This window comes from Bacillus cereus group sp. MG4, assembly GCF_040460055.1.
Classification (GTDB): Bacteria; Bacillota; Bacilli; order Bacillales; family Bacillaceae_G; genus Bacillus_A; species Bacillus_A wiedmannii.
The window spans coordinates 149732-171643 of the sequence record NZ_JARVGZ010000001.1 but is presented as its reverse complement, the minus strand read 5'-3'; the positions used below and the strand labels follow the sequence as shown (position 1 = coordinate 171643).

Here is a 21912-nt window from a genome sequence, read left to right as displayed (position 1 = left end):
CGTATATTCAAAACAAAATATATGACAAATAAATAACGACAGTTACTGTAATAATGCTAAAAAGTGTTGAAAATAAAACGATTTGTGCATGTAATTCAGGCTCTATTTGATACTCCATAGCAATGGTTGATGTATTTCTTGAAGTAGGAAAAGAACTTGCAATAAATAATGATTGTGCAACAATACCATCAATGTTTAGTAGGTAGATCATGGCAAGTGCTAATAATGGTCCCATCAGTAATCTTCCAATTAAAGCCCATGTTATGACTCGATGGAAAAAATTAAGCTTAATGTTGGATAATTGCGCTCCTAGCAATATGAGTGCTATTGCAACAAAACTATTCGCAAGCTGATTAAGAGGTAGAAAGATAGAATTAGGTATTTTAATTGTAAAAGATTGAAAGAGAATCCCTAATATGAGTGCATGAAATACAGGCAGTCTTAGAAATGATTGAATAATACTTCCTATTGTTTTTGTTGCTGATAGTAAGTTATATATCCCATATGAATAAGTTAAAAGATTCTGGAAAATTACAATAAAAATCTGAATGGAAACTCCCACTGGATTATGACTGAAAATCAATTGACTTACTGGTAATCCATAATTACCGGAATTCATTAACGAAATACTATTTTTTAAAGCTGCACTTTCTCCTTTTTCTAACTTTAATGTTTTTGAAATGAAATGACTTACTATCATCACACTCAGACTGTAAAGCATTAAATAGTATATTATCTGGAGCAACAAACCTGTTTCTATACGAATATTATATATATTCAAAAATACAGCCGCTGGCATCAAGCAATAAGTAATAAGTGTAGATAGCTGCTTTAAGTTAAATTGAAACTTTCTTTGTAAGATTGCACCAATTAGCATCAATATTAATATTGGTATTATCACGTCTAATATAATAAAAACAAACATTGAAAACCTCATTCTAAATATATTTTAGTTGGATTAAACGCTTTACTACATATGGATCACATTTAATTCAAATGTAGACCCTGACGCTACCCAAAATACCATTTAAAAGCATTCGTATACAGGATGTTATCGGTAGCTTGTTCATCAAATAGCTGTTGAATCAATTTGATATCTCCATACTTAAAAGGTCTTTTTGCTCTTGTAGATGGTAAATCTGTTCCAAACATAAGTGCATATGGGTTAACTTCATAAATCGACTTTAAGGCATTCTCAACATCTAATTCGACACGACCAAATCAATAGCTTTCACAATTTCCCTCCCCTCTCTTTTCTTTAACATAACAAATATGACTCATAAAGAAAATTATGGATTATTTATAGAAATTTATAATTTTATCTTATCGACCTAAACTGTATTATTTATTTTAAGTGTACTATTTTACAATATTCATTAGCCTTACTAAAGAATCTGTTCCTAAAAAATATGAAGTTTTTCTTGTTATAAATACAGTCATATGTTGTTAAAACTTTGTAATGTTAATATATATTATATTTTTATATAGATTAATAGATAACCTTTAGAAAGGAGCGACTATTTATTGATTCGTTAGTGATCAATAGTCATCGTTTCATTCAAAAGTTATTATTTTCGTTCTCAATATATTCCGAATGTTTTATGAGGATTTTTCGTTTGTTCATTTCAGCCTATAACAATCGTACTGTTGATTTTACTTTGGAAACTTTCAATAGACAAAAAACAGAGTTCTCGATTGTGGAATTAGATTTAAGTTCATACATTTATCTCTTAATATCTTTATCTGTAGGCAAAACAATTGCAGCTATTATATAAAGTAACACTGTAAATCCGCTAGAAAAAAAGGCTGATAATGCAGTTACTATGCGAAGGATACTTACATCAATTCCATACTTATCACTTAAGCCACCTAGTACACCTGAAACTTGTTTATCTTGAGTAGACTTATATAATTTTTTCATCTAAACACCCCGATCCGATTAAATATTTGTATGCTAAAAATTAGCTCAATCTTTGGAATAGATTTAACATCCCTTTAACTAACTTGCCCTTTAATTGAATACTATCTGATATCTTTATTTTAACATAAAATTCCATAAAACTTCTGTTTTTCATTTTTAAACCACATTATTTTAGAATACAAGTGTTTGTTAAGCTAGCAATAAAAAACATATCGAAGCCTATTACTAAAAGAACCATCCCAAAATACTTTGGGACGGTTCTTTTTCCTGATTAATGATTTTTTAACATCACTAACAGTTTCTCTTGGCTATACATCCATACTGTAATGATTAAACAAGCAAGTGCGACTTCTGATAATGCCATAAATCCAATCGCATAATGACCTGTTAATTGGAATAGTAATGTTAAAATTAATGGCGGGAAGAACCCTCCTAGTCCACCTAAAGCTGAAACGAGTCCATTTACAATACCAGCTTGTTCTGAGAAGTACATAGGAACGAGTTTGAAGATTGTACCATTACCAATCCCTGCACAAAATGCGACTAGTAGGCAACCAAATGTATACACGTTCATACTTGGCATAAATGATAAAATAATACCTGAAAGTGTTAAACCGATAAATACGAAGATTAATATTTTAAATGGATTAAATTTATCACCAAGCCAACCACCAATCGGACGCATAATTGTTGCTAATACGATGAACCCGGCTGTCCGCATACCTGCATCAACTTTCTCTAATCCGAAGTGAGATACTAAAAAGTTTGGTAAGTATACGGTAAATGCGACAAATGATCCGAAAGTTAAAAAGTAAAAGATACATAGAAACCCAAGTTTTTCATTTTTATATACACCTTTTATTTGTTCCATTAATGGTGTATTCACCTTTTTCTCTTTACGATCACCTAATAAAAAGTTCATAAGTGCAAACGCTGCAAGTAAAACTAAATAACATTGTACTGTCGTTCTCCAGCCAACTGAAGTTGCAATAACAGGTGCTAAAAATGAAGTAATTGCTGTTCCAGCGTTACCCACTCCATAAATACCATTTACAAAACCATGGCTCTCTTTTGGAAAGTACTTTGGTAAAGAAGTTACTCCTACAGAGAATACAGCACCACCTATTCCTACAAATAATCCACCAATAATTAAATCCATCATAGAATTGGCAACACTAATATAAAAGACAGGAAATAATAATAGAATAAAACTAATAAAGAATAATTTTCTTGCTCCGAAACGATTTGTCCAATAACCAATTGGAATGCGAAGAACAGAACCTAAAATAACCGGTACTGCTGTTACCATAGAAATTTGTCCCGCAGTTAATGGGATATCCACTTTAATATAGGGCATTAATGATGATAAAATAACCCATACCATAAAACCGATAACTAGATTGGAAGTTTGTAAACTTAATTGAAAATTAGGACTTTTCATCTTGTTCCCTCCTATGTATGCATAGTTATATTCATTCCCTCCAGCCTAATCACGTCCTTACATGATTAGGCTGAAAAGAATCAACCACCACTTACTGGCGGAATCATCGCTACGACATCACCAGTTTGAATGATGTCATTCTCATTTGCATATTCTTCATTTATCGCGACCATAATCTCGTTTGAAATTGCTACATCATATTCCTTAACCAGAACTTCCTTCAGCTTCGCGACTGTAATGTTTTCACAATCTATGTGTAATGCTGGCTTACTTACTTCTTCTTGCAAATGTGCAAATAATAGTACTTCAATCATATTCTCATCTCCTTTCCAGGCTCGCCATTACCATATGCTGTTTTCTCTAACTGATCGCCTATCCACGACTCACCATCTTCCCAAAACTCTTTTTTCCAAATCGGAACAATTTTTTTTATACGCTCCATAATATATTCATTTGCTTCATAGGCCGCTTTCCGATGTGGTGTAGCAACAGCGACGACAACAGCAAAATCAGAAATTTGTAATGTACCAATGCGATGTGTAATTGCCACATATGTTCCAGGCCATTTCTCTCCTACTTCGGTACCAATTCTCTCAAGCTGTTTCTCCGCCATTGTCTTATAAGCTACATACTCTAAATAAAGCGTACGACGGCCTTTCGTAAATTCTCTAACAGTGCCAATAAAAGTAGTAACCGCACCACACTCACGACGAATTACTTTGCTTGTAACTTCTTCAATTGAAATAGGTGTATCAATTACTTCATAATACGTATGTGTCATTTTGCACCTCTTATCTTTGTATAAGTTAGCAATCTATTTTCTATTATTTATATGATCGAAGCGGTTCATCCCACGGCCATTCACTTCCCGCGTTTGATTCTAATAACAGTACCGAAACAGTTATTCCTGCTTCAAACCCTCTCGTTCCTCCTGGCAGGACGATAAATGCATTTGCTTCTGTAAGTGAAGAAATTGCGCTAGATTTATCTAAACCGACTGGTGTAACTTGCAATTGGCCATCTACAATTTTCACTCTTCCTCTTACAAAACGAGTAAACGGATTTGCTTTCGGAAAGTCTTTTTGTAAAATTGCTTCTGCACGATATACGTGCGGATTTTTCCTATGCAAGTATGTTCCAATGACTGGTCGAACATATAATTCACATCCGACATAACAAGCTGAAGGATTACCAGATAGACCAAATAATAGTTTCCCTCCTAACTCAGCTACAGTTGTCACACTTCCTGGTCGCATCGCTATTTTGTTGAAAAGTACATTCGCTCGTAATCTCTCATAAATAGCGGGTAAATAGTCATAGTCTCCTACTGAAACACCACCAGTTGTAATTAAAATATCGACTTCTTTTATCGCTTTTTTCACAGTGTTATAACACGTCTCAAAATCGTCAGCGAATTGTCCATAATACTGTACAACTCCGCCCGCTCGTTCAATTTGAGCAGCTATCATATAGGAATTACTATTTCGAATCTTCCCTGGCTTTAATTGTTCATGTACTTCAAGCAGTTCGCTTCCTGTCGTTACAATTCCAATAACCGGCTGTTTTACAACATGTACTGCACTATAACCAAACGTAGCAAGAAGTGCTGCCACTCCAGGATTAATAACAGTCCCTTTTTTCACAAGGATGGTCTTTTGTTTTACATCTTCTCCTTTAAAAGAAATGTTATCACCGGCGGCGAAGGAGCGTTTTAATTTCATATACGTCTTTTCTTTTTCTTCAAATCCTTCCGTTAGCTCTAACATAACAACCGCATTACACCCTTTCGGAATTGCGGCTCCTGTCATAATACGGACAGCTTGAAATGCTTTCACTTCTTCTGTAAAAACAAAACCTGCTCCAATTTCACCAATCACTTCAAACAGAATGGGATTACTGCTACTTGCTTCTTTTGTATCTTCTGCTCGAATCGCAAATCCGTCGTACGGAGAGCGATCAAAATGCGGAACATCATGATCTGCAACAACATCTTCTCCGAGGATTCTTCCGTAACTTTCTATAAGAGAAACCGCTTCTATTTCACCTTGATGAGCGTATTTCATTACTCGTGCAACTGCTTCTGCCACTGAAACTGGTATACGTGTTTGTAACATTCCTTTTTCACCTCGTTTTAATAAGGGGACTCTTTCTCTATATTCATCCTATATATTTTGCATATAATCGTTTTGCTATTTTCACATCATTTGTTCCATGAATAAATACCCTACCGTCTGCAAATAAAACGAAACGATATTCATCAATTAGAAACGTTAATAAATACGGCGTTTTTTGGACATGTACACTTTTTTGTAATCGTTTTTGAATTTCGTTTAAATTTAGAACTCCCTTTATTCCTGGACGGATTTGAACTGTATTTCTTCCGCATAACACTTCAGTTTTCATCTGCGCTTCAAATGCTAGACTTGGATACGTTCGTGATTTCCCACAAGATAGACATGTACTCTTCTTCTGCCTATTTACTTTTAATGAGAGATATTGATTGTTCCAAATATCAAATGATAACATCGTTCCTCTTAGCGACTCATAATCATCCACCAATATTTTCATTGCTTCTGTCACTTGGTGAGCAACAACCATCTGTACCGCCGGCTGAATGATCCCTGCTGTATCACATGTTGCACCGCCCATAGGATGATCCATTAGACAGCGAAAACATGGTGTTTTCCCAGGAAGAATTGTATACGTTACACCGTAACTTCCAATGCATCCACCGTATATCCAAGGTATATTTTCTTTTTGTGAGATGTCATTTATTAGTAGGCGCGTATCAAAATTGTCAGTCGCATCTAATATGAGATCCACTTCTTTTGTTAACTCTTCTATTTCTTTCATTGTGACATCCGTTACAATTGGTTCAATTTCCACTTCAGAATTAATCTTTCTTAAATGTTCTGCCGCTGCAATTGCTTTCGGTTTACAATGCTTTGCATCTTCTTCTGTATATAACTGTTGCCGCTGTAAATTACTCCATTCGACGTAGTCACGATCGGCAATTGTCAATTTCCCAATTCCCATCCTAACGAGCGCTTCCGCATTTGCAGCCCCTAATGCTCCCGCACCAATTAGGAGCACATGCTTTTCTCTTATTTTCCTTTGTCCCATTTCACCAATTCCAGAAAACAACACTTGCCTTGAATATCGCTCTTGCATAGAGAATCCTCCTTTCATTATCCACCAATGTAAGACATTTCAACTTTTGGACGTTTATTTGTACTTTCAGCAGTTCTTTCATCTGAATATCGATCTGTTCTAAACTCCCATGTATGTTGGAGAATATTTAGTAGTGAGGCATCCGAAATATTTTCTCGAAGAAGCGTTCGCAAATCCGTTCCTTTTTCTCCAAATAAGCACGTATAAAACTTGCCGTCTGCCGAAATACGAGCTCTCGTACAAGAAGAACAAAATGACTCAGAAACAGAAGTAATAAAGCCAACTTCTGCATTGCTCCCTACATATCGATACACTTTAGCTACTTCTCCAAAGTAACGGGGCTGGGCGGGCTCAATCGGATATACACGATTAATTTTCTCTATTAATTGTTCCTTCGTAATGACTTGTTCAAAGTTCCAGCCGTTCGTACTGCCCACATCCATAAACTCAATGAAACGTAACTGAATTTCTTGTTCTTTAAAATACTGAGCCATAGGAAGAATTTGACTATCATTCATTCCTTTTTTTACGACCATATTTACCTTTACTTCTAATCCAGCTGCCTTCGCTGCTTCAATTCCTTTCAGTACAGGTTTTGTACTTACATTTCTTCCGTTAATTTTTTGGAAGACGTGATCCTCTATCGCATCTAAACTAATATTTACACGCTTTAATCCCGCGTCTTTTAGCGCCTTAGCTTGTTTTGCTAAATGAATACCGTTTGTTGTGAGTCCAATATCCGTTAAGCCTTCTAGCTTTGCAAGCCTTGCAATTAACTTTGGTAAATCTTTACGCAATAAAGGTTCACCGCCAGTAAGTCTAATTTTATTGACTCCCATACTTATAAATAATCGTGCTAATCTTTCTATTTCATCGAATGTTAATAAAAACTCTTCCTGTAAAAAAGCATAATCAGATCCGAACACTTCGGCTGGCATACAGTATGTACACCTAAAATTACAACGATCAATAACTGAAATACGTAAATCTTGAAGTGGCCGCTTTAAAGAATCTTTCATTTTCTCGTGCATCTATATCCCTTCTTTTCTGCTGCAATCCTTAGTAAGTTTTCAATTTTTCATTTGCCTTTATTATAAAAAAGAAGCTACATATTCAATGTGACTTTTCTCACATCACTTTCCCCATTCAAAAATTCTTCACAAATCCGTTCGAATTTTGTTCACATCTTCAGTGTCTACTCCTTACGGTCATTGAAATTTCACTATATTTTTAAAATAGCTCTTGCATTTCCAGCATACTTACACTCAAAATAGGAAATGGATTGCTTATAAGAAGAAAGGTGATTGCTGTGACAAACAGTATGAAATTATCTCAAGATTTAAAGGAATTACTTGCATCTGTTGAATATAAAATGCAGATAAAAAAAGGTAGTTTTATTTTTCAAGAAGGTATGGAGGCAACCGAACTCTATATTATCCACTCAGGAAAAGTACAAATTAGTAAACTTAGTGCTGACGGACAAGAATTAACACTTCGAATTTGTTCAGCATATGACATTATTGGAGAATTAACATTGTTCACGGACGATGCGAAGTATTTATTAAATTCAAAATGTCTTGAAGATGTTGAAGTAGGCGTTATAAAGCGTGAAGCGTTAGAAAGAGAATTACTCCAAAAGCCCGCACTTGTATTTGAATTTATGAAATGGATTAGTGAACATTTAAGAAGAATGCAAACGAAGTTCCGAGATTTAGTATTACACGGCAAAAAAGGTGCCCTTTATTCTACTCTCATTCGAATGACAAATAGTTACGGTGTATTAAAAGAAAATGGTATTCTCATCGATTTACCGTTAACGAATCAAGAACTTGCTAATTTCTGTGCAACTTCACGCGAAAGTGTAAATCGAATGTTAAATGAATTAAAAAAGCAAGGTACAATTTCTATTCATAAAGGAAAGATTACAATTCACGATTTACAATTTTTAAAACGTGAAATTGCTTGTGAAGATTGCTCTGCTTCTGTTTGTAGTATTGATTAGCGTCTTATTTAGATACTTATACCTATAAAGAAAGCCGAGGTCTCCAATTAGATCTTGGCTTTCTTTATAAGTTACTAAACATATAAAACAACATTATTTTTTCAATTCATTTGGAATACGTCTTCTGTAAATTACATAACTACGGCTTATATATTTAATTGGGGCACTAAATACATGTACTAGTCTTGTAAATGGCCATACTGCGAAAAGCCCCATTCCTGCAAGAATATGAATTTTAAACCATACAGGTACTTCCATCATATATTCAACTTTCGGTTGGAAAATGAAGAGGCTTCGGAACCACGGACCGATCGTTGTACGATAATCAAACCCTTTTGAGTCGATGTTTAAAAACGTTGAGGAAAGCCCTGCTAGCATTACGATAAGTAATAAAATAAGCGCAATATAATCTCCCTTTGTACTCGTTGCAATGATACGTTTTACTGTTACACGGCGGTACGTTAATATAATTAAACCGATGATAGAAGCAACACCTGCTGGAAGCCCGAAACTAATTGCTACTACATGGTACATATGCTCTGAAATACCTATTGAGCGGTATACAGCCTCTGGAATTAAAATCCCCATAACATGACCGCCAATTACGAACATGATCCCAAAGTGGAATAATAGACTTCCGATTCGGAGCATTTTCTTTTCTAATAGTTCACTAGATTTTGATGTCCATCCAAATTGATCATAGTTGTATCTAAAAATATGTCCACCGATAAAGATTGCAAAAATGATATAGGGAAACAATACCCATAGAAATTGATCCATCATTTTGAAAACTCTCCTTTCTAATTTGTCTGTACACCCCATGTATCAATAGCGAGTAGAACAGCCGCAAGGATTGGTTCATACATACTATCTGCTTCTTTTAACTGAACGTGTAATGCTTGTATGTTTTCCTTGTATTTACTCATAATTTCTTCACTGTCTTGCTCATTTGCATTGGCAAAAAACTCGAGTAATAACGGTAAATAATCAGGTAGTTCTTTATCTGTTACTTCAAAACCAGATTTTTTATAATGCTGTTTTAACTCTAATAACTCAATACCTCTTTCTCTTTGTTCGCCGGTGTTCATATAAGTAAGATACATATTTGTCTTTTTACCAAAATCGAATGTATATACGTAAACATCAATTAATTGATCGTTCGTTTTATCTAGCGCTTGTTTTATAAATGCTGTAAGTGATGCTTTAACGTCTTCCTGTTCAATCGCTTCAATCTCTTCTTGCAATTCAGTTAAAGCTTCTCTCCACCCGAGTTCCGGATAGGAAAGAAGGAATGAAGAACATGAAAAAGCAGTTTGTAAACTTTGTTTCATATTTTTCTGCCCCCTTTATTTAAGAAATTGTCATACAAGAACCTGGACCACCTGCGAATGATAAACCACAGCTTCCTTGTTCACTATATAAATCTGCAACTTGTTCACGGTGAGACGTTGGGATGACAAAGCGATCTTTATATTTTGCGATGGCAAGAAGACGATACATATCTTCTACATCCTGTTTCGTTAAGCCAAGTTCTTTTAATACAGCTTCATTTGGTTCTTTATTAATTTGCAATGCTCTCATATGTGTTCGCATAACAGCCATTTTTTTCAATGTAAGTCGAATATGTGATTCATCTCCTGCAGTGAGTAAATTCGCTAAATATTGAATTGGAATACGCATATTATCAATAGCAGGGAAAATCTCTTCTGCTTGCCAGTTACTTCCTTTCCCCTCCACCATGTTCATAATTGGGCTAAGCGGCGGTATATACCAAACCATTGGCATTGTACGATACTCTGGATGAAGAGGTAGGGCAATTTTCCAATCGATAATCATTTTATAGATTGGCGACTGTTGTGCCGCTTTAATCCATTCTTCAGGAATCCCTTGTTTTTTCGCTTCAGCTGCTACTTCAGGATCATTTGGATCTAGGAAAACAGTAAGCTGAGATTCATATAAATCTTTTTCATCTTCAACAGAAGCTGCTTCTTTTACTTTATCAGCATCATATAGCATTACCCCAATATATCTGATACGTCCTACACATGTTTCCGAACAAATTGTTGGCATACCAGCTTCAATACGCGGGAAACACATTGTACATTTCTCAGCTTTATTCGTTTGCCAGTTAAAGTACACTTTTTTATATGGACAAGATGATACGCAGAATCTCCATGCCCGACATGCGTTTTGATCCACAAGAACAATCCCATCTTCTTCACGTTTATACATCGCACCAGATGGACAAGATGATACGCAAGATGGATTCATACAATGTTCGCATATGCGTGGTAAATACATCATAAAGACATTCTCAAAATCTGTTTTAATTTCTTCTTCCATTTTCTTTACGTTCGGATCTTGCAATCCTGTTATATGTCCACCAGCTAAATCATCTTCCCAGTTTGGACCCCATTCAATTTTGTCAATAAATTCACCTGTAATTGCTGATTTCGGACGAGCAACTGGTTGATGCTTACGCTGCGGACTATTTGTTAACGTTTCATAATCATAGTTCCAAGGTTCAAAGTAATCATCGATTGTTGGTTGATCTGGATTGTGGAAAATATTCATAAGGCGTTTCATTTTCGAACCGGATTTCAGCTGAATTTCACCATTTTTCAATTCCCAGCCGCCTTTATATTTCTCTTGATCTTCCCATTGCTTAGGATAACCAATACCGGGTTTCGTTTCTACGTTATTGAAGTACATATATTCAGCACCTGGACGATTTGTCCAGGTGTTTTTGCATGTTACGCTACAAGTATGGCAGCCGATGCATTTATCTAGGTTCATTACCATTCCGACTTGTGCTTTAATCTTCAAGCCAATCTACCTCCTTCAGTTTACGGATTACAACATTTAAGTCACGCTGATTCCCAGTCGGACCATAGTAGTTAAATCCATAGCTTAATTGGCCATATCCACCAATCATATGTGTTGGTTTAACATGAATACGGGTTGGACTATTATGTGTTCCCCCGCGGGTGCTTGTTAATTTCGTACCAGGCACGTTAATGTGGCGATCTTGTGCATGGTGCATAAATGCCATCCCTCTCGGTATACGGTGCGTTACGACAGCACGTGCTACAACAACACCGTTACGGTTAAAGCACTCGATCCAATCATTATCTGCAACACCAGCTTCTGCAGCGTCCTCTTTATTCATCCAAACAGTTGGACCACCTCTAAACAGAGTTAACATCGGTAATGAATCGAAGTACATACTATGAATTGACCACTTATTATGCGGTGTTAAATAGTTTAGTGTAATCTCTTTCCCTTCTACTTCAGGCCGTGATTTACGAAACGGTTTATGTTGCAGAATTGGTTTAAATGTTGCCATCGTTTCACCAAATTCTTTCATCATGTCATGATCTAAATAGAAAGATTGTCGACCAGTTATCGTTCTCCAAGGAATGAGACGTTCCACATTTGTAGTAAATGGTGAATAACGTCGTCCACCTTTTTCTGAACCTGTAAATGCCGGAGAAGTAATTACTGTTTTCGGCTGCGCTGTAATTCGTTCAAATGTGAAGCATTCTTCTTCACGTTCTTCTGCTAAATCACGTAGTTTTAAATCCGTTTGTTTTTCAAGTGCTTCCCATGCTTTTACAGCCATGTGACCGTTTGTTGTAGAAGAAAGTGTTAATACCGCTTCAGCAGCATTAATTGCTTCTTTTATGTCAGGGCAACCTTTCGCAATAGAATCCGTTCGAACGACCCCTAATCGACTCTTTAATTGCTCATATTCTTTTTCCGCAGACCAAGAAATCCCTTTCGTACCAATCGGTTGTTTTCCGGCATTTGGTCCTAGCGCAGTCATTTTGTCATAAATCGTTTTATAATCCCTTTCGACAACATGAATTTGTGGCATCGTTTTACCTGGGATCGGTTCACACTCGCCTTTACTCCAGTCCTTAATTTTGCCAAGTGGTTGCGCTAATTCTTGTGGTGTATCGTGAAGAAGTGGTGTTGCAACAACTTCTTTCATTGGTTCAAGATCGATTTTCTTCGCTAAATCAGACACAGCTTTAGAAAGAGAAGTGAAAGTGTCCCAGTCAGAGCGTGCTTCCCACGGTGAACCGATTGCTGGATTAAATGGATGTACAAATGGATGCATATCTGTACTACTTAAATCATGCTTTTCATACCAAGTTGAAGCAGGTAAGACGATATCAGAATAAAGCGCTGTTCCAGCCATACGGAAATCTAAATTAATGAGTAAATCTAACTTCCCTTCTGGTGCTTCTTCATGCCACTTAATTTCTTCGGGTCGTAACGAATCACTATCGTCATTCATTAATCCGTTTGTCGTACCTAATAAATGTTTTAAGAAATATTCGTGTCCTTTACCAGAACTTGAAATTAAGTTCGCACGCCATACGAATAAGTTGCGCGGGAAGTTATTTTTATTATCAGGATCTTCAATCGCAAATTTCAGTTCTTTATCTTTTAATTTTTGTGCAACGTATTTTCCGATTTCTTCTTGCGTTGTTGCACCAGCAGCAACAGCTTCTTTATATAATTCAATCCCATTTTTCTCGAATGTCGGATACGAAGGCAACCAGCCAAGTCGTGCCGCTAATACGTTGTAATCACCGTGATGTTGATAACGAGAGTTGCCTTCCACTGGTGATGCTAAATGTCCCACTGGTGTATCTTCATAGCGCCATTGATCTGTTACGAAATAGAAGAAAGATGTACCGTTTTGTAATTTTGGTGGCCCTTGCCAATCTTTTGCCATCGCGATTGTTTGCCATCCTTCCGCTGGTCGTAATTTTTCTTGACCAACGTAATGCGCCCAACCACCGCCGTTTACACCTTGTGCCCCAACAAGAAGAACAAGATTTAAAACGGCGCGATAAATCGTATCAGAGTTAAACCAATGGTTAATACCTGCTCCGACAATAATCATTGAGCGACCATTCGTATCAACAGCATTTTGTGCGAACTCACGAGCGATTTGAATAATAAGCTCACGTTTTACTCCTGTCATTTTCTCTTGCCATGCAGGTGTAAACGGTACGTCATCATTGAAGTCTTTCGGCTCTTGTCCGCCAAGTCCTCGGTTCACACCGTAATTTGCTAACGTTAAGTCGTATACAGTTGTAACGAACACTTCGCCTTCTTCTGTCATAACCTTTTTCACTGGAATTGTACGTTCTAATACTTTGTTTCCATCATCAGAGAAGTACGGAATTTGTACAGTTTGAACACTATCCTCCATTCCAAGTAAAGAAAGACGTGGATCGATCTTTTCACCTGTTTCTTCATCTTCTAAACGTAAGTTCCATTTCTTTTCATTATCCCAACGTGACCCCATTGTGCCGTGAGGTGTTGCAAAATCGTTCGTATTCTCGTTCCAAAGTACAGGTTTCCATTCTCCTAACTTCGTTTCGCGTCCAATATCAGAAGCATTTAAGAAACGATCAGCAACGAATTGATCCCCTTTTTGTTTCAATGTGACGAAGAAAGGAAAATCAGTATATTGTTTCGCATACTTTGTGAAGTATTCCACTTGATTATCTACGTAAAATTCTTGTAAGATTACGTGCCCCATTGCCATCGCAAGCGCACCATCTGTACCTTGTTTCACACTAATCCAATCATCCGCAAACTTTGTAGATTCAGCGAAGTCAGGACTGACAGAAACGACTTTCGTTCCTTTATATCGAACCTCTGCTAAAAAGTGAGCATCTGGTGTTCTCGTCATCGGTACATTTGAACCCCATGTCATAATGTATCCAGAGTTATACCAATCACTACTCTCTGGTACATCTGTTTGATCACCCCAAATTTGCGGAGAAGCTGGTGGCAAATCTGCATACCAATCATAGAAGCTAAGCATTGGTCCGCCCATAAGTTGCATAAAGCGGCTACCTGCAGCATGACTTAACATCGACATAGCTGGAATTGGTGAAAAACCAACATTTCGGTCTGGACCGTATTTCATTACTGTATATAATAATGAAGCTGAAACGAGTTGTAACACTTCATCCCAATTCGCACGAATGAATCCCCCTTTACCACGTGCCTGCTTATACTTTCGTGCTTTTTCAGGGTTTTCCACAATGCTTTTCCAAGCATCTAGTGGTGATTCGTTATTTTGTAGTTCTTCTTGCCACATACTCCAAAGAACACCACGTACATACGGATATTTCACACGAAGTGGACTATAAATGTACCAGGAAAAACTCGCTCCACGCGGACATCCTCGTGGTTCAAAGTCAGGCATATCTGGACCTGTTGTTGGATAGTTAAGCTCCTGCCCTTCCCAAGTTACAATTCCATCTTTCACATAAATGTTCCAACTACATGAACCAGTACAGTTCACGCCATGTGTAGAACGAATTACTTTATCATGTTGCCAACGCTTTCTGTACACATTCTCCCATTCGCGATCTTCATATGTTTCTTGTGTGTGATTATCGTTATAACGATCTATTGGCGAAAAATATTTTAAACGTCTCATTAGTGCTGAAGGTTTCTTCTTCATACTGTTCACTCCTTTAATACGTCTCTCTTACATACCCTTACTATAAGAGAGGTTGTAAAATACAGATGTGACATTTCGCACAGTTCAAGAGATTGTCAAAAATTCCGAAAAAAATATAAAAAAGTGAAAATCTAATCATTGTGGAGGGTTCATATCCTTCACTGACTGTTAAATTACTTCCTTGCTTCTAGCAAAGGTTAAGATGAAGTACAGATATGCAAAAAATTTCTTATATAATAGAGGAAGTAATTTGGGAGTAGTTAAATTTGATATGCCTAAATCGTTAGATGAATTAACAAATGAAAATATAATACTTTAAATCCACCATACTAAGGGTAACTATCCTGAAAATAGTTGAACAAAAAACGCCAGGAAATCTATATGAATTGTCAGCAACTTGGATTGAATGAAGAGAAGAATACACCAGAATGGCAGGATTTTAAGATAATAATAAAAGGAGGATATTATGATATTAGAACCGCTTTATGCAGAAAACATTATAGTAGCCGTCATATATAAAAATGAGTTTAGATGGTATGTAACAGATAAAGAACTATGGTTTTTAGATTATAATAAATTAGATAATGCATATAAAAATTTAGGTGTAAGCATTGAAGACAATGAGGAACCAGGAGAAAGAAATGGAATACAAGTATTAAATAATGAAAATGCAAAAGTATTTTTACTAAGGATTAATAAATATAACGTAACTAAAGAGGAATTAACTCATTTATTACTTGAAAATATTAAAATGAAAAATGCAGGAGAAGATCTATTAGATTATAGTCCAGTCTTATTAATTAACTTTGATAATAAAATACTATATTCAATGTTTCCAGAACCGGCCTCATATGAAAACTATGTACCAAAAGATTGGAGTGGTACATATGAAGATTTCACTGAATTCATACCTACATCAGAGAAATATTGGATAGATAAGTTTAATAATAATCTACTTTTACTATAATTTAAGTAAGACAAGAGTAATGATAGTATAAGAATTTATTACCTTAATAGAGCTTATGAGATTAATAGAGAAGTAAATAGAGTTACTAAGGCCAGAAATAAAGGAGTGTAATACTTTAAATAGCTGGCCTCTTAATGTGAAATCAACTTTATTTTTTATTCATATACATTTTAATCACAAGGCGTATTAATATATGTTCCAAACTTTACGCGTAGGGTTTCCTACGCTATTTATTTTGCTCATTGAGGTCAATCTTTCCTGTCCTTCCCCTCTTCTACTTTTACCGACGATACTATTCTATATCAAAACGTATTTCACATAAAACGAGAAATCATTATTTACCATATTGCCCTTAGTTACGGAAACAATTATACTAGATGTAATCAGAATAAATAATCTGAATATTCTTAGAATTAAAGATGAAATCTTTAATTCCCGCAATTAGATGGATACATACTATTTCCCACTAAATAGATTAGCAAACGATAATAACATTAGGAGGATTACGATGCACCAGCTTGATTCATTACATCCCATTATAGAAAAAATAATTAACAATATTGAAAAGTTAATGGTCGGAAAACGAAAAGAAACGATCTTAGCTTTGACAGCGCTCTTAGCTGAAGGTCATGTAATATTAGAAGATGTGCCTGGCGTTGGGAAAACAATGTTAGTACGTGCTCTTTCTAAATCAATTGATGCTGATTACAAGCGCATTCAATTTACACCTGATTTACTGCCGTCAGATGTAACTGGAGTTTCTATTTATAATCCGAAAGAGCTCCAATTTGAGTTCAAGCCTGGACCAATCATGGGGAATTTTATACTTGCTGATGAAATTAATCGTACATCTCCAAAAACACAATCTGCCTTACTTGAAAGTATGGAAGAAGGCAATATTACAATAGATGGCATGACAAGACCGTTACCAAAACCGTTCTTTGTAATGGCTACACAAAATCCGGTCGAATATGAGGGAACATATCCTTTACCAGAAGCACAGCTCGACCGTTTCTTATTGAAACTAAAAATGGGATATCCTACACCAGAAGAAGAGTTTGAAATTTTAAACAGGATGGAAAAAACAAATCCCCTCTCCCATTTACAAGCTATTACAACAATAGAAGAATTACTTTATTTACAACAGAGCGTACGGGAAATAAGCATGGACAAAGCAATCAAGCATTACATTGTAAAGCTTGTTAGTCAGACCCGTTCTTATAGTTCTATACAGCTTGGTGCAAGTCCGCGTGGCTCAATTGCTTTAATGAAAGCTTCACAAGCTTATGCATTTATCCATGGTAGAAACTATGTTATTCCAGACGATGTTAAATTTTTAGCTCCTTACGTGTTAGCTCACAGACTCATTCTAAAGATGGAAGCAAAATTTGAAGGAATTACAGGAGAACAAGTTATCGCAAAAATAGTTGCGCGAACTACCGTACCTACTCAAAGGAAGATGAACCTTTGATGAAACGGATATTACGAGCACTCTATCATTTTACTAGGTTATCACTCATTCCGTTATGCCTAGTCTTAACATTTGTATACGCTATGCTTCAAGGAGGATTTGTAAGTTGGTTTTTGTTTTACAGTATGATTCCTATTGGCCTTTATTCACTACTGCTTCCCTTCTATGCTTTACGGAACGCTGAGGTAAAACGGACAACAAATCAAGAAGAATATGTAGCAGGAGAACCATTTTTAAGTACGATTACAATAAATAGAAGTTTTCCTTTTCCCTTACTTTATTTAATTATAGAAGATGTGCTGCCATCACAATTTACAAATTGTAAACAAACGAAGATGAATAAAGTAATACTTTTTCCAGGGTTGAAACGAAATATTTCGTTTCAATATGCAATTGACACAATACCTAGAGGAGAGCACGCTTTTTCAAGCGTACGTGTCAAAACTGGTGATTTATTCGGTATGATGGAGAAAGAAATAACTTTTTCAGTTCCAGATACATTTTTAGTCTATCCTCAGTATGTAGATATAACATATCGACAAATGGAAAATCATTTCGAACAAGGAGCACCTTCAGCAAATATAAATTTAGTAAAAGACTCTACCATTTCTGTCGGTGTGAGAGACTATAAACCTGGTGACCGCTTTTCATGGATTGATTGGAAAGCAACTGCACGAACAAACAACATTATGACGAAAGAGTTTGAACAACAGTGCAACCATAATATTATGATATTCATGGACAGAACTGAGTCCCCTCTATTCGAATCAGTCGTCACATTTACTGCCTCTATTGTCAGGTCTGTCTTGAAGCAAAATTCACCGGCGTCATTCGTATCTGTCGGAAAAGAACGAACTTTTTTCCCTTTAGACAATGGAGATAGTCAGTTGCATCAAATCTTTTGTCATTTAGCGAAAGTACAAGCAGATAGTGTATTCCCGCTCTCTCAGAGTGTAGAAATGGAATTAAGAAAAATTTATGAGCCCGTCACAATTATACTCGTGACAAGCGATCTCTCTCCCGATATTCAAAAGGCAGCTGACTATGCTGCTATTAAAAATAGAAAATTAATGGTGTTTGTCGTAAAAGAAAAAGCAAATCAACTCTCACATCGAGAACTCAGTATTCTAGAAACTCTACAAAAACGAAAAATATTTGTAAAAACGGTTTATGAAAACCGCTTTACAAACGTATTTTTTGAGGTGAGCAAATGATAACATTACAAACAAAAATACAATGGGATATGAACAGATTTTTCATGCATGCATGCGCATTTCTACTTTTACTAGAATGGCTAAGGCCCCTCATAGGTATTACAAACGTAGGTAGATTAGATGTTTTCGTAATATTTATAGGGATTTGCTTCACTCTCTCTTTTTTTCAAACAAAGTGGCAAATTCCAATAAAGATCATCACGGTTTTATTCATCATTCATTTCCTATATTATAAAAATACTTTTATAAATCCATCTTGGCTAACGAAATTTTTCACTGATATTTCTCGAAATTCCTCCTTGTTATTTCAGGGGAATTTGCTAGATATTTCTCCAGTTTTTCCAACACTTTTATTTTTTTTATCCTTTTGGTTTTTGAGTGCTTTCATCTCTTTTTGGATGATTCATAAAAAACGTGGGTTGTTATTTCTTATATTGACTATTATTTATATCACCATTTTTCATAACTTACATTTATACAATGCAAACTACGCTATTATTCGTACTTTTGTCATCGGCTTTTTTATGCTTAGTCTTCTTCGCATAGAACGAATAAAAGAGATGGAACACCTACAAAATTTTGCTAGAGAAATCTCAAAATTACTTAGACCTCTTACAATATTTATTGTATTGTCAGCAACCATCGCATACTTTGCTCCAAAATTTGGCCCTCAATGGCCAAACCCAATGAATTTTTTAAAATTCAATACATCCGAAGCTAGTAAAAAGCAAGAAGTTTCTAAAATTGGGTATGGTTTAGATGACTCGCGATTAGGCGGTCCTTTTAAGGCAGATCCGACAATTGTTTTCACAGCACAAACGCAAAACAAACAATATTGGAGAGTCGAAACGAAAGATTTTTATACAGGAAAAGGCTGGGAAGTTTCTGAAAATCAAAAAAAGATTTCTTTTAAAAATAAAAACGACGTCGTGAGCTGGTACGAACAACATACAAAAACGGAGGCAACTGAGGCAACAATCACCATGCAAAAAAGTTATCCTCATCTTACCTATCCAGCAGGATTAGTATCTGTCGAGGCTTCTTCTAATGTATCCTACAGTGTTGACCCCTTTTCAGAAAAAATCTATACGATGGATGGAGACTCTTCTACTACTTTAAATTCATATAAAGTAACATATGAGATCCCGGAGTTTTCCATAGAAAACTTGAAAGCTGTAAACACGAATGAAGGTCATGAAACAAGTCCTTATTTTATGACAAAGTACACGCAACTTCCCGAATCATTACCGCAGCGAGTAAGAGACTTAGCTATTAATCTAACAAATGATAAAGACAACCGATATGATAAAGTACTGGCTATTGAAAACTACTTCACCGACCATTCTTTCGTATATGAAACAATGAATGTCTCGTTCCCTACCAAAAACCAAGATTATGTTGATCAATTCCTTTTCGATACAAAAAGCGGCTACTGTAATAATTTTTCGACATCTATGATTGTGTTACTTCGTTCTGCTGGGATTCCTGCTCGTTGGGTAAAAGGTTATACAGAAGGAACTTTAGATAATACACTTGTGGGTGCAGAAGGTGAGGATGTTTATAAAATCGCGAACGATAACGCACACTCTTGGGTCGAAGTATATTTCCCAGGATACGGATGGATTCCATTCGAACCAACAAAAGGATTTACTAATCCCTATACTTTTACAAATAATACTCCTGCTCCTACTTTACAAAATAGCGAAGAAACTAATTCTCAAAACACGCAAATGCACCAAAGAAACAATGAAGCAAAGCTCAAAAGTTTAATAGAAGATACAGAGGAATCTTCTACTAAAAAGATTCCAAATTCGAAAAATGGATTTTCTTGGTGGTACGTATTCATCTCTACGATACCGATTAGTATTATAGGATACATTCTCTTCACCACTAGAATGAAGTGGATTACATTTTTTATTATTCTTTTCTATAAATATCGAAAAGACGATGCTGTTTATACAAAAGCTTACGATGCACTTTTAAAACAATTTGCGAGAATTGGTATACGACGAGGAGAAAGTCAAACATTCCGAGAATATGCTCTCCACATTGATACACTTTACAACTCGGCTCATATGCAACAACTTACTTTCAGTTATGAGAACGCTATGTATCAAAAGGGACAGTCCGCAGCGGAATGGAAGAAATCCGTACACTTATGGGAAATTCTTATGAAAAAAGCAGCCTCTCCGCCTAAATCAAATGACTTCCATTCAGCGATTTAATCTCGATAATGTGAGTTGAAAGAAAACGCCTCAAAGAACTACATTGTTCTTTGAGGCGTTTTTTAATAAAGTGAAACTTCTAGTTATTCTCCAAGTACCTTCTCAATCTCAACCTCTAAATCCACCGGCTTCGTCTGCGGTGCAAAACGCCCTACTACTTTCCCATCTTTTCCGATTAGAAACTTAGTAAAGTTCCATTTCACTGCTTTCATACCGAGTAAACCTGGTGCTTGTTCTGTCATGTATGCATACAGAGGATGAGCCTTATCACCTTTCACATCAACCTTTGCAAACATCGGGAAATTTACACCGTAGTTTAACTCACAAAAACTAGTAATATCTGCTTCTGTACCTGGTTCTTGTCCTCCGAATTGGTTACAAGGGAAACCGAGTATTTCTAGTCCTTGGTCTTTATATTTATCATATACTTCTTGTAATCCTTTATATTGCGGTGTAAAACCACATTTGCTAGCTACATTTACAATAAGAAGTGCTTTTCCTTCGTAATCTTTTAACGATTTATCTTCTCCTGTTATCGTTTTAGCTGAAAAATCATAAACTGTCATTGTCCTTGCCCCTCTCTTCACTATCATTCTATGTTTATACTATACTACATTCATGAATATACAGCTCTTATTACGTACTTACACCCCAATATGATAACGCTTTATTTCTGTTCAAAAATTCGACACAGACTACTAGACTTTTATGATGGAAAGTTTTACAATTGAATTGTGAACAAAATGTGACAGTTTGTATTCCATTATAAAAGAAAAGGATGGTGTTCATTATGAAAACTGCACAACATGAAACGATTTCAAATCGCGAGTTTTATTTCGTACTATATATGATGTTATTGTATGTTACTGGCTGGGTAATCGATGTAAATCGTTTATTTTTAAGCTCCTACTTTAATTTAGCAGGAGAGATTATGCTTCCAATCGTTGGTGGCATAGTTGGACTGTTCGTTATGTCTATAAATAGAGAACAAACGAAATAAC

19 protein-coding genes and 1 pseudogene are annotated in these 21912 nt (G+C 35.8%); 6 read left to right on the top strand and 14 right to left on the bottom strand.

Going from position 1 to position 21912, the window contains the following annotated elements:
- Positions 1-7: 7 nt before the first annotated feature.
- The 9 genes and pseudogenes from QCI41_RS00950 to moaA form a co-directional block, all read right to left on the bottom strand.
- Complete coding sequence (locus QCI41_RS00950; RefSeq protein WP_353838675.1) at positions 8-925, bottom strand: AEC family transporter; 918 nt, start codon at positions 923-925, stop codon at positions 8-10.
- An 86-nt stretch (positions 926-1011) separates the two neighbouring features.
- Positions 1012-1221, bottom strand: a pseudogene (locus QCI41_RS00945) (amidohydrolase family protein); the annotation flags it as partial.
- A gap of 502 nt (positions 1222-1723) precedes the next feature.
- Entirely contained in the window at positions 1724-1921 is a 198-nt protein-coding gene (locus tag QCI41_RS00940; RefSeq protein ID WP_000737851.1) for a PspC domain-containing protein, read from the bottom strand.
- Positions 1922-2192: 271 nt separating this feature from the next.
- The gene (gene narK, locus QCI41_RS00935) at positions 2193-3362 is read right to left on the bottom strand and encodes a nitrate transporter NarK (protein WP_353838677.1); all 1170 of its coding nucleotides are present in this window, start codon (positions 3360-3362) and stop codon (positions 2193-2195) included.
- A gap of 80 nt (positions 3363-3442) precedes the next feature.
- Positions 3443-3676, bottom strand: a complete 234-nt coding sequence (gene moaD / locus QCI41_RS00930; RefSeq protein ID WP_283885548.1) for a molybdopterin converting factor subunit 1 — start codon at positions 3674-3676, stop codon at positions 3443-3445.
- On the bottom strand, positions 3673-4143 hold the full coding sequence (locus QCI41_RS00925; protein WP_353838678.1) for a molybdenum cofactor biosynthesis protein MoaE: 471 nt from the start codon (positions 4141-4143) through the stop codon (positions 3673-3675). The genes moaD and QCI41_RS00925 overlap by 4 nt, the downstream gene beginning before the upstream one ends.
- A gap of 43 nt (positions 4144-4186) precedes the next feature.
- Positions 4187-5476 carry a molybdopterin molybdotransferase MoeA gene (locus QCI41_RS00920; RefSeq protein ID WP_353838679.1) on the bottom strand — a complete coding sequence of 430 codons (1290 nt, stop codon included), beginning with the start codon at positions 5474-5476 and terminating at the stop codon, positions 4187-4189.
- Between the two features lie 43 nt (positions 5477-5519).
- A complete protein-coding gene (locus QCI41_RS00915) occupies positions 5520-6533 on the bottom strand; it encodes a molybdopterin-synthase adenylyltransferase MoeB (RefSeq protein WP_353838680.1) in 1014 nt (337 codons plus the stop codon).
- Between the two features lie 17 nt (positions 6534-6550).
- Positions 6551-7564: a GTP 3',8-cyclase MoaA gene (moaA, locus tag QCI41_RS00910; protein ID WP_353838681.1), complete on the bottom strand. Its 1014-nt coding sequence runs from the start codon at positions 7562-7564 to the stop codon at positions 6551-6553.
- Positions 7565-7842: 278 nt separating this feature from the next.
- Here moaA and QCI41_RS00905 point away from each other — a divergent pair, with 278 nt between their 5' ends.
- Positions 7843-8535, top strand: coding sequence for a Crp/Fnr family transcriptional regulator (locus QCI41_RS00905; RefSeq protein WP_000185186.1), 693 nt, complete (start codon positions 7843-7845; stop codon positions 8533-8535).
- Between the two features lie 93 nt (positions 8536-8628).
- Here the strand turns inward: QCI41_RS00905 and narI are convergent, their stop codons facing one another.
- From narI to QCI41_RS00885, 4 genes are read right to left on the bottom strand one after another with little or no spacing between them, the layout of a single operon-like run.
- Positions 8629-9318 (bottom strand): respiratory nitrate reductase subunit gamma, encoded by a 690-nt coding sequence (gene narI / locus QCI41_RS00900; RefSeq protein WP_000969212.1) that lies wholly within the window; start codon positions 9316-9318, stop codon positions 8629-8631.
- A 17-nt stretch (positions 9319-9335) separates the two neighbouring features.
- Entirely contained in the window at positions 9336-9866 is a 531-nt protein-coding gene (gene narJ / locus QCI41_RS00895) for a nitrate reductase molybdenum cofactor assembly chaperone (RefSeq protein ID WP_060488583.1), read from the bottom strand.
- A gap of 19 nt (positions 9867-9885) precedes the next feature.
- Positions 9886-11361, bottom strand: a complete 1476-nt coding sequence (gene narH, locus QCI41_RS00890) for a nitrate reductase subunit beta (RefSeq protein ID WP_242251724.1) — start codon at positions 11359-11361, stop codon at positions 9886-9888.
- On the bottom strand, positions 11351-15034 hold the full coding sequence (locus QCI41_RS00885) for a nitrate reductase subunit alpha (protein WP_353838682.1): 3684 nt from the start codon (positions 15032-15034) through the stop codon (positions 11351-11353). The genes narH and QCI41_RS00885 overlap by 11 nt, the downstream gene beginning before the upstream one ends.
- A gap of 466 nt (positions 15035-15500) precedes the next feature.
- Between QCI41_RS00885 and QCI41_RS00880 the strand changes: the two genes are divergently transcribed.
- From QCI41_RS00880 to QCI41_RS00865, 4 genes are all read left to right on the top strand, one after another.
- The gene (locus QCI41_RS00880) at positions 15501-16001 is read left to right on the top strand and encodes a hypothetical protein (RefSeq protein ID WP_353838683.1); all 501 of its coding nucleotides are present in this window, start codon (positions 15501-15503) and stop codon (positions 15999-16001) included.
- Positions 16002-16509: 508 nt separating this feature from the next.
- The gene (locus QCI41_RS00875; RefSeq protein ID WP_353838684.1) at positions 16510-17472 is read left to right on the top strand and encodes an AAA family ATPase; all 963 of its coding nucleotides are present in this window, start codon (positions 16510-16512) and stop codon (positions 17470-17472) included.
- Complete coding sequence (locus QCI41_RS00870) at positions 17472-18686, top strand: DUF58 domain-containing protein (protein WP_353838890.1); 1215 nt, start codon at positions 17472-17474, stop codon at positions 18684-18686. Before QCI41_RS00875 ends, QCI41_RS00870 begins: the two co-directional genes overlap by 1 nt.
- Complete coding sequence (locus tag QCI41_RS00865; protein WP_353838685.1) at positions 18683-20911, top strand: transglutaminase TgpA family protein; 2229 nt, start codon at positions 18683-18685, stop codon at positions 20909-20911. The genes QCI41_RS00870 and QCI41_RS00865 overlap by 4 nt, the downstream gene beginning before the upstream one ends.
- Positions 20912-20994: 83 nt before the next feature.
- On the opposite strand, the gene bsaA is transcribed toward QCI41_RS00865, so the two are convergent.
- Entirely contained in the window at positions 20995-21477 is a 483-nt protein-coding gene (gene bsaA / locus QCI41_RS00860; protein WP_353838686.1) for a glutathione peroxidase, read from the bottom strand.
- 224 nt (positions 21478-21701) lie between these two features.
- Here bsaA and QCI41_RS00855 point away from each other — a divergent pair, with 224 nt between their 5' ends.
- Positions 21702-21911 carry a DUF3925 family protein gene (locus QCI41_RS00855; protein WP_353838687.1) on the top strand — a complete coding sequence of 70 codons (210 nt, stop codon included), beginning with the start codon at positions 21702-21704 and terminating at the stop codon, positions 21909-21911.
- Position 21912: the final 1 nt, after the last annotated feature.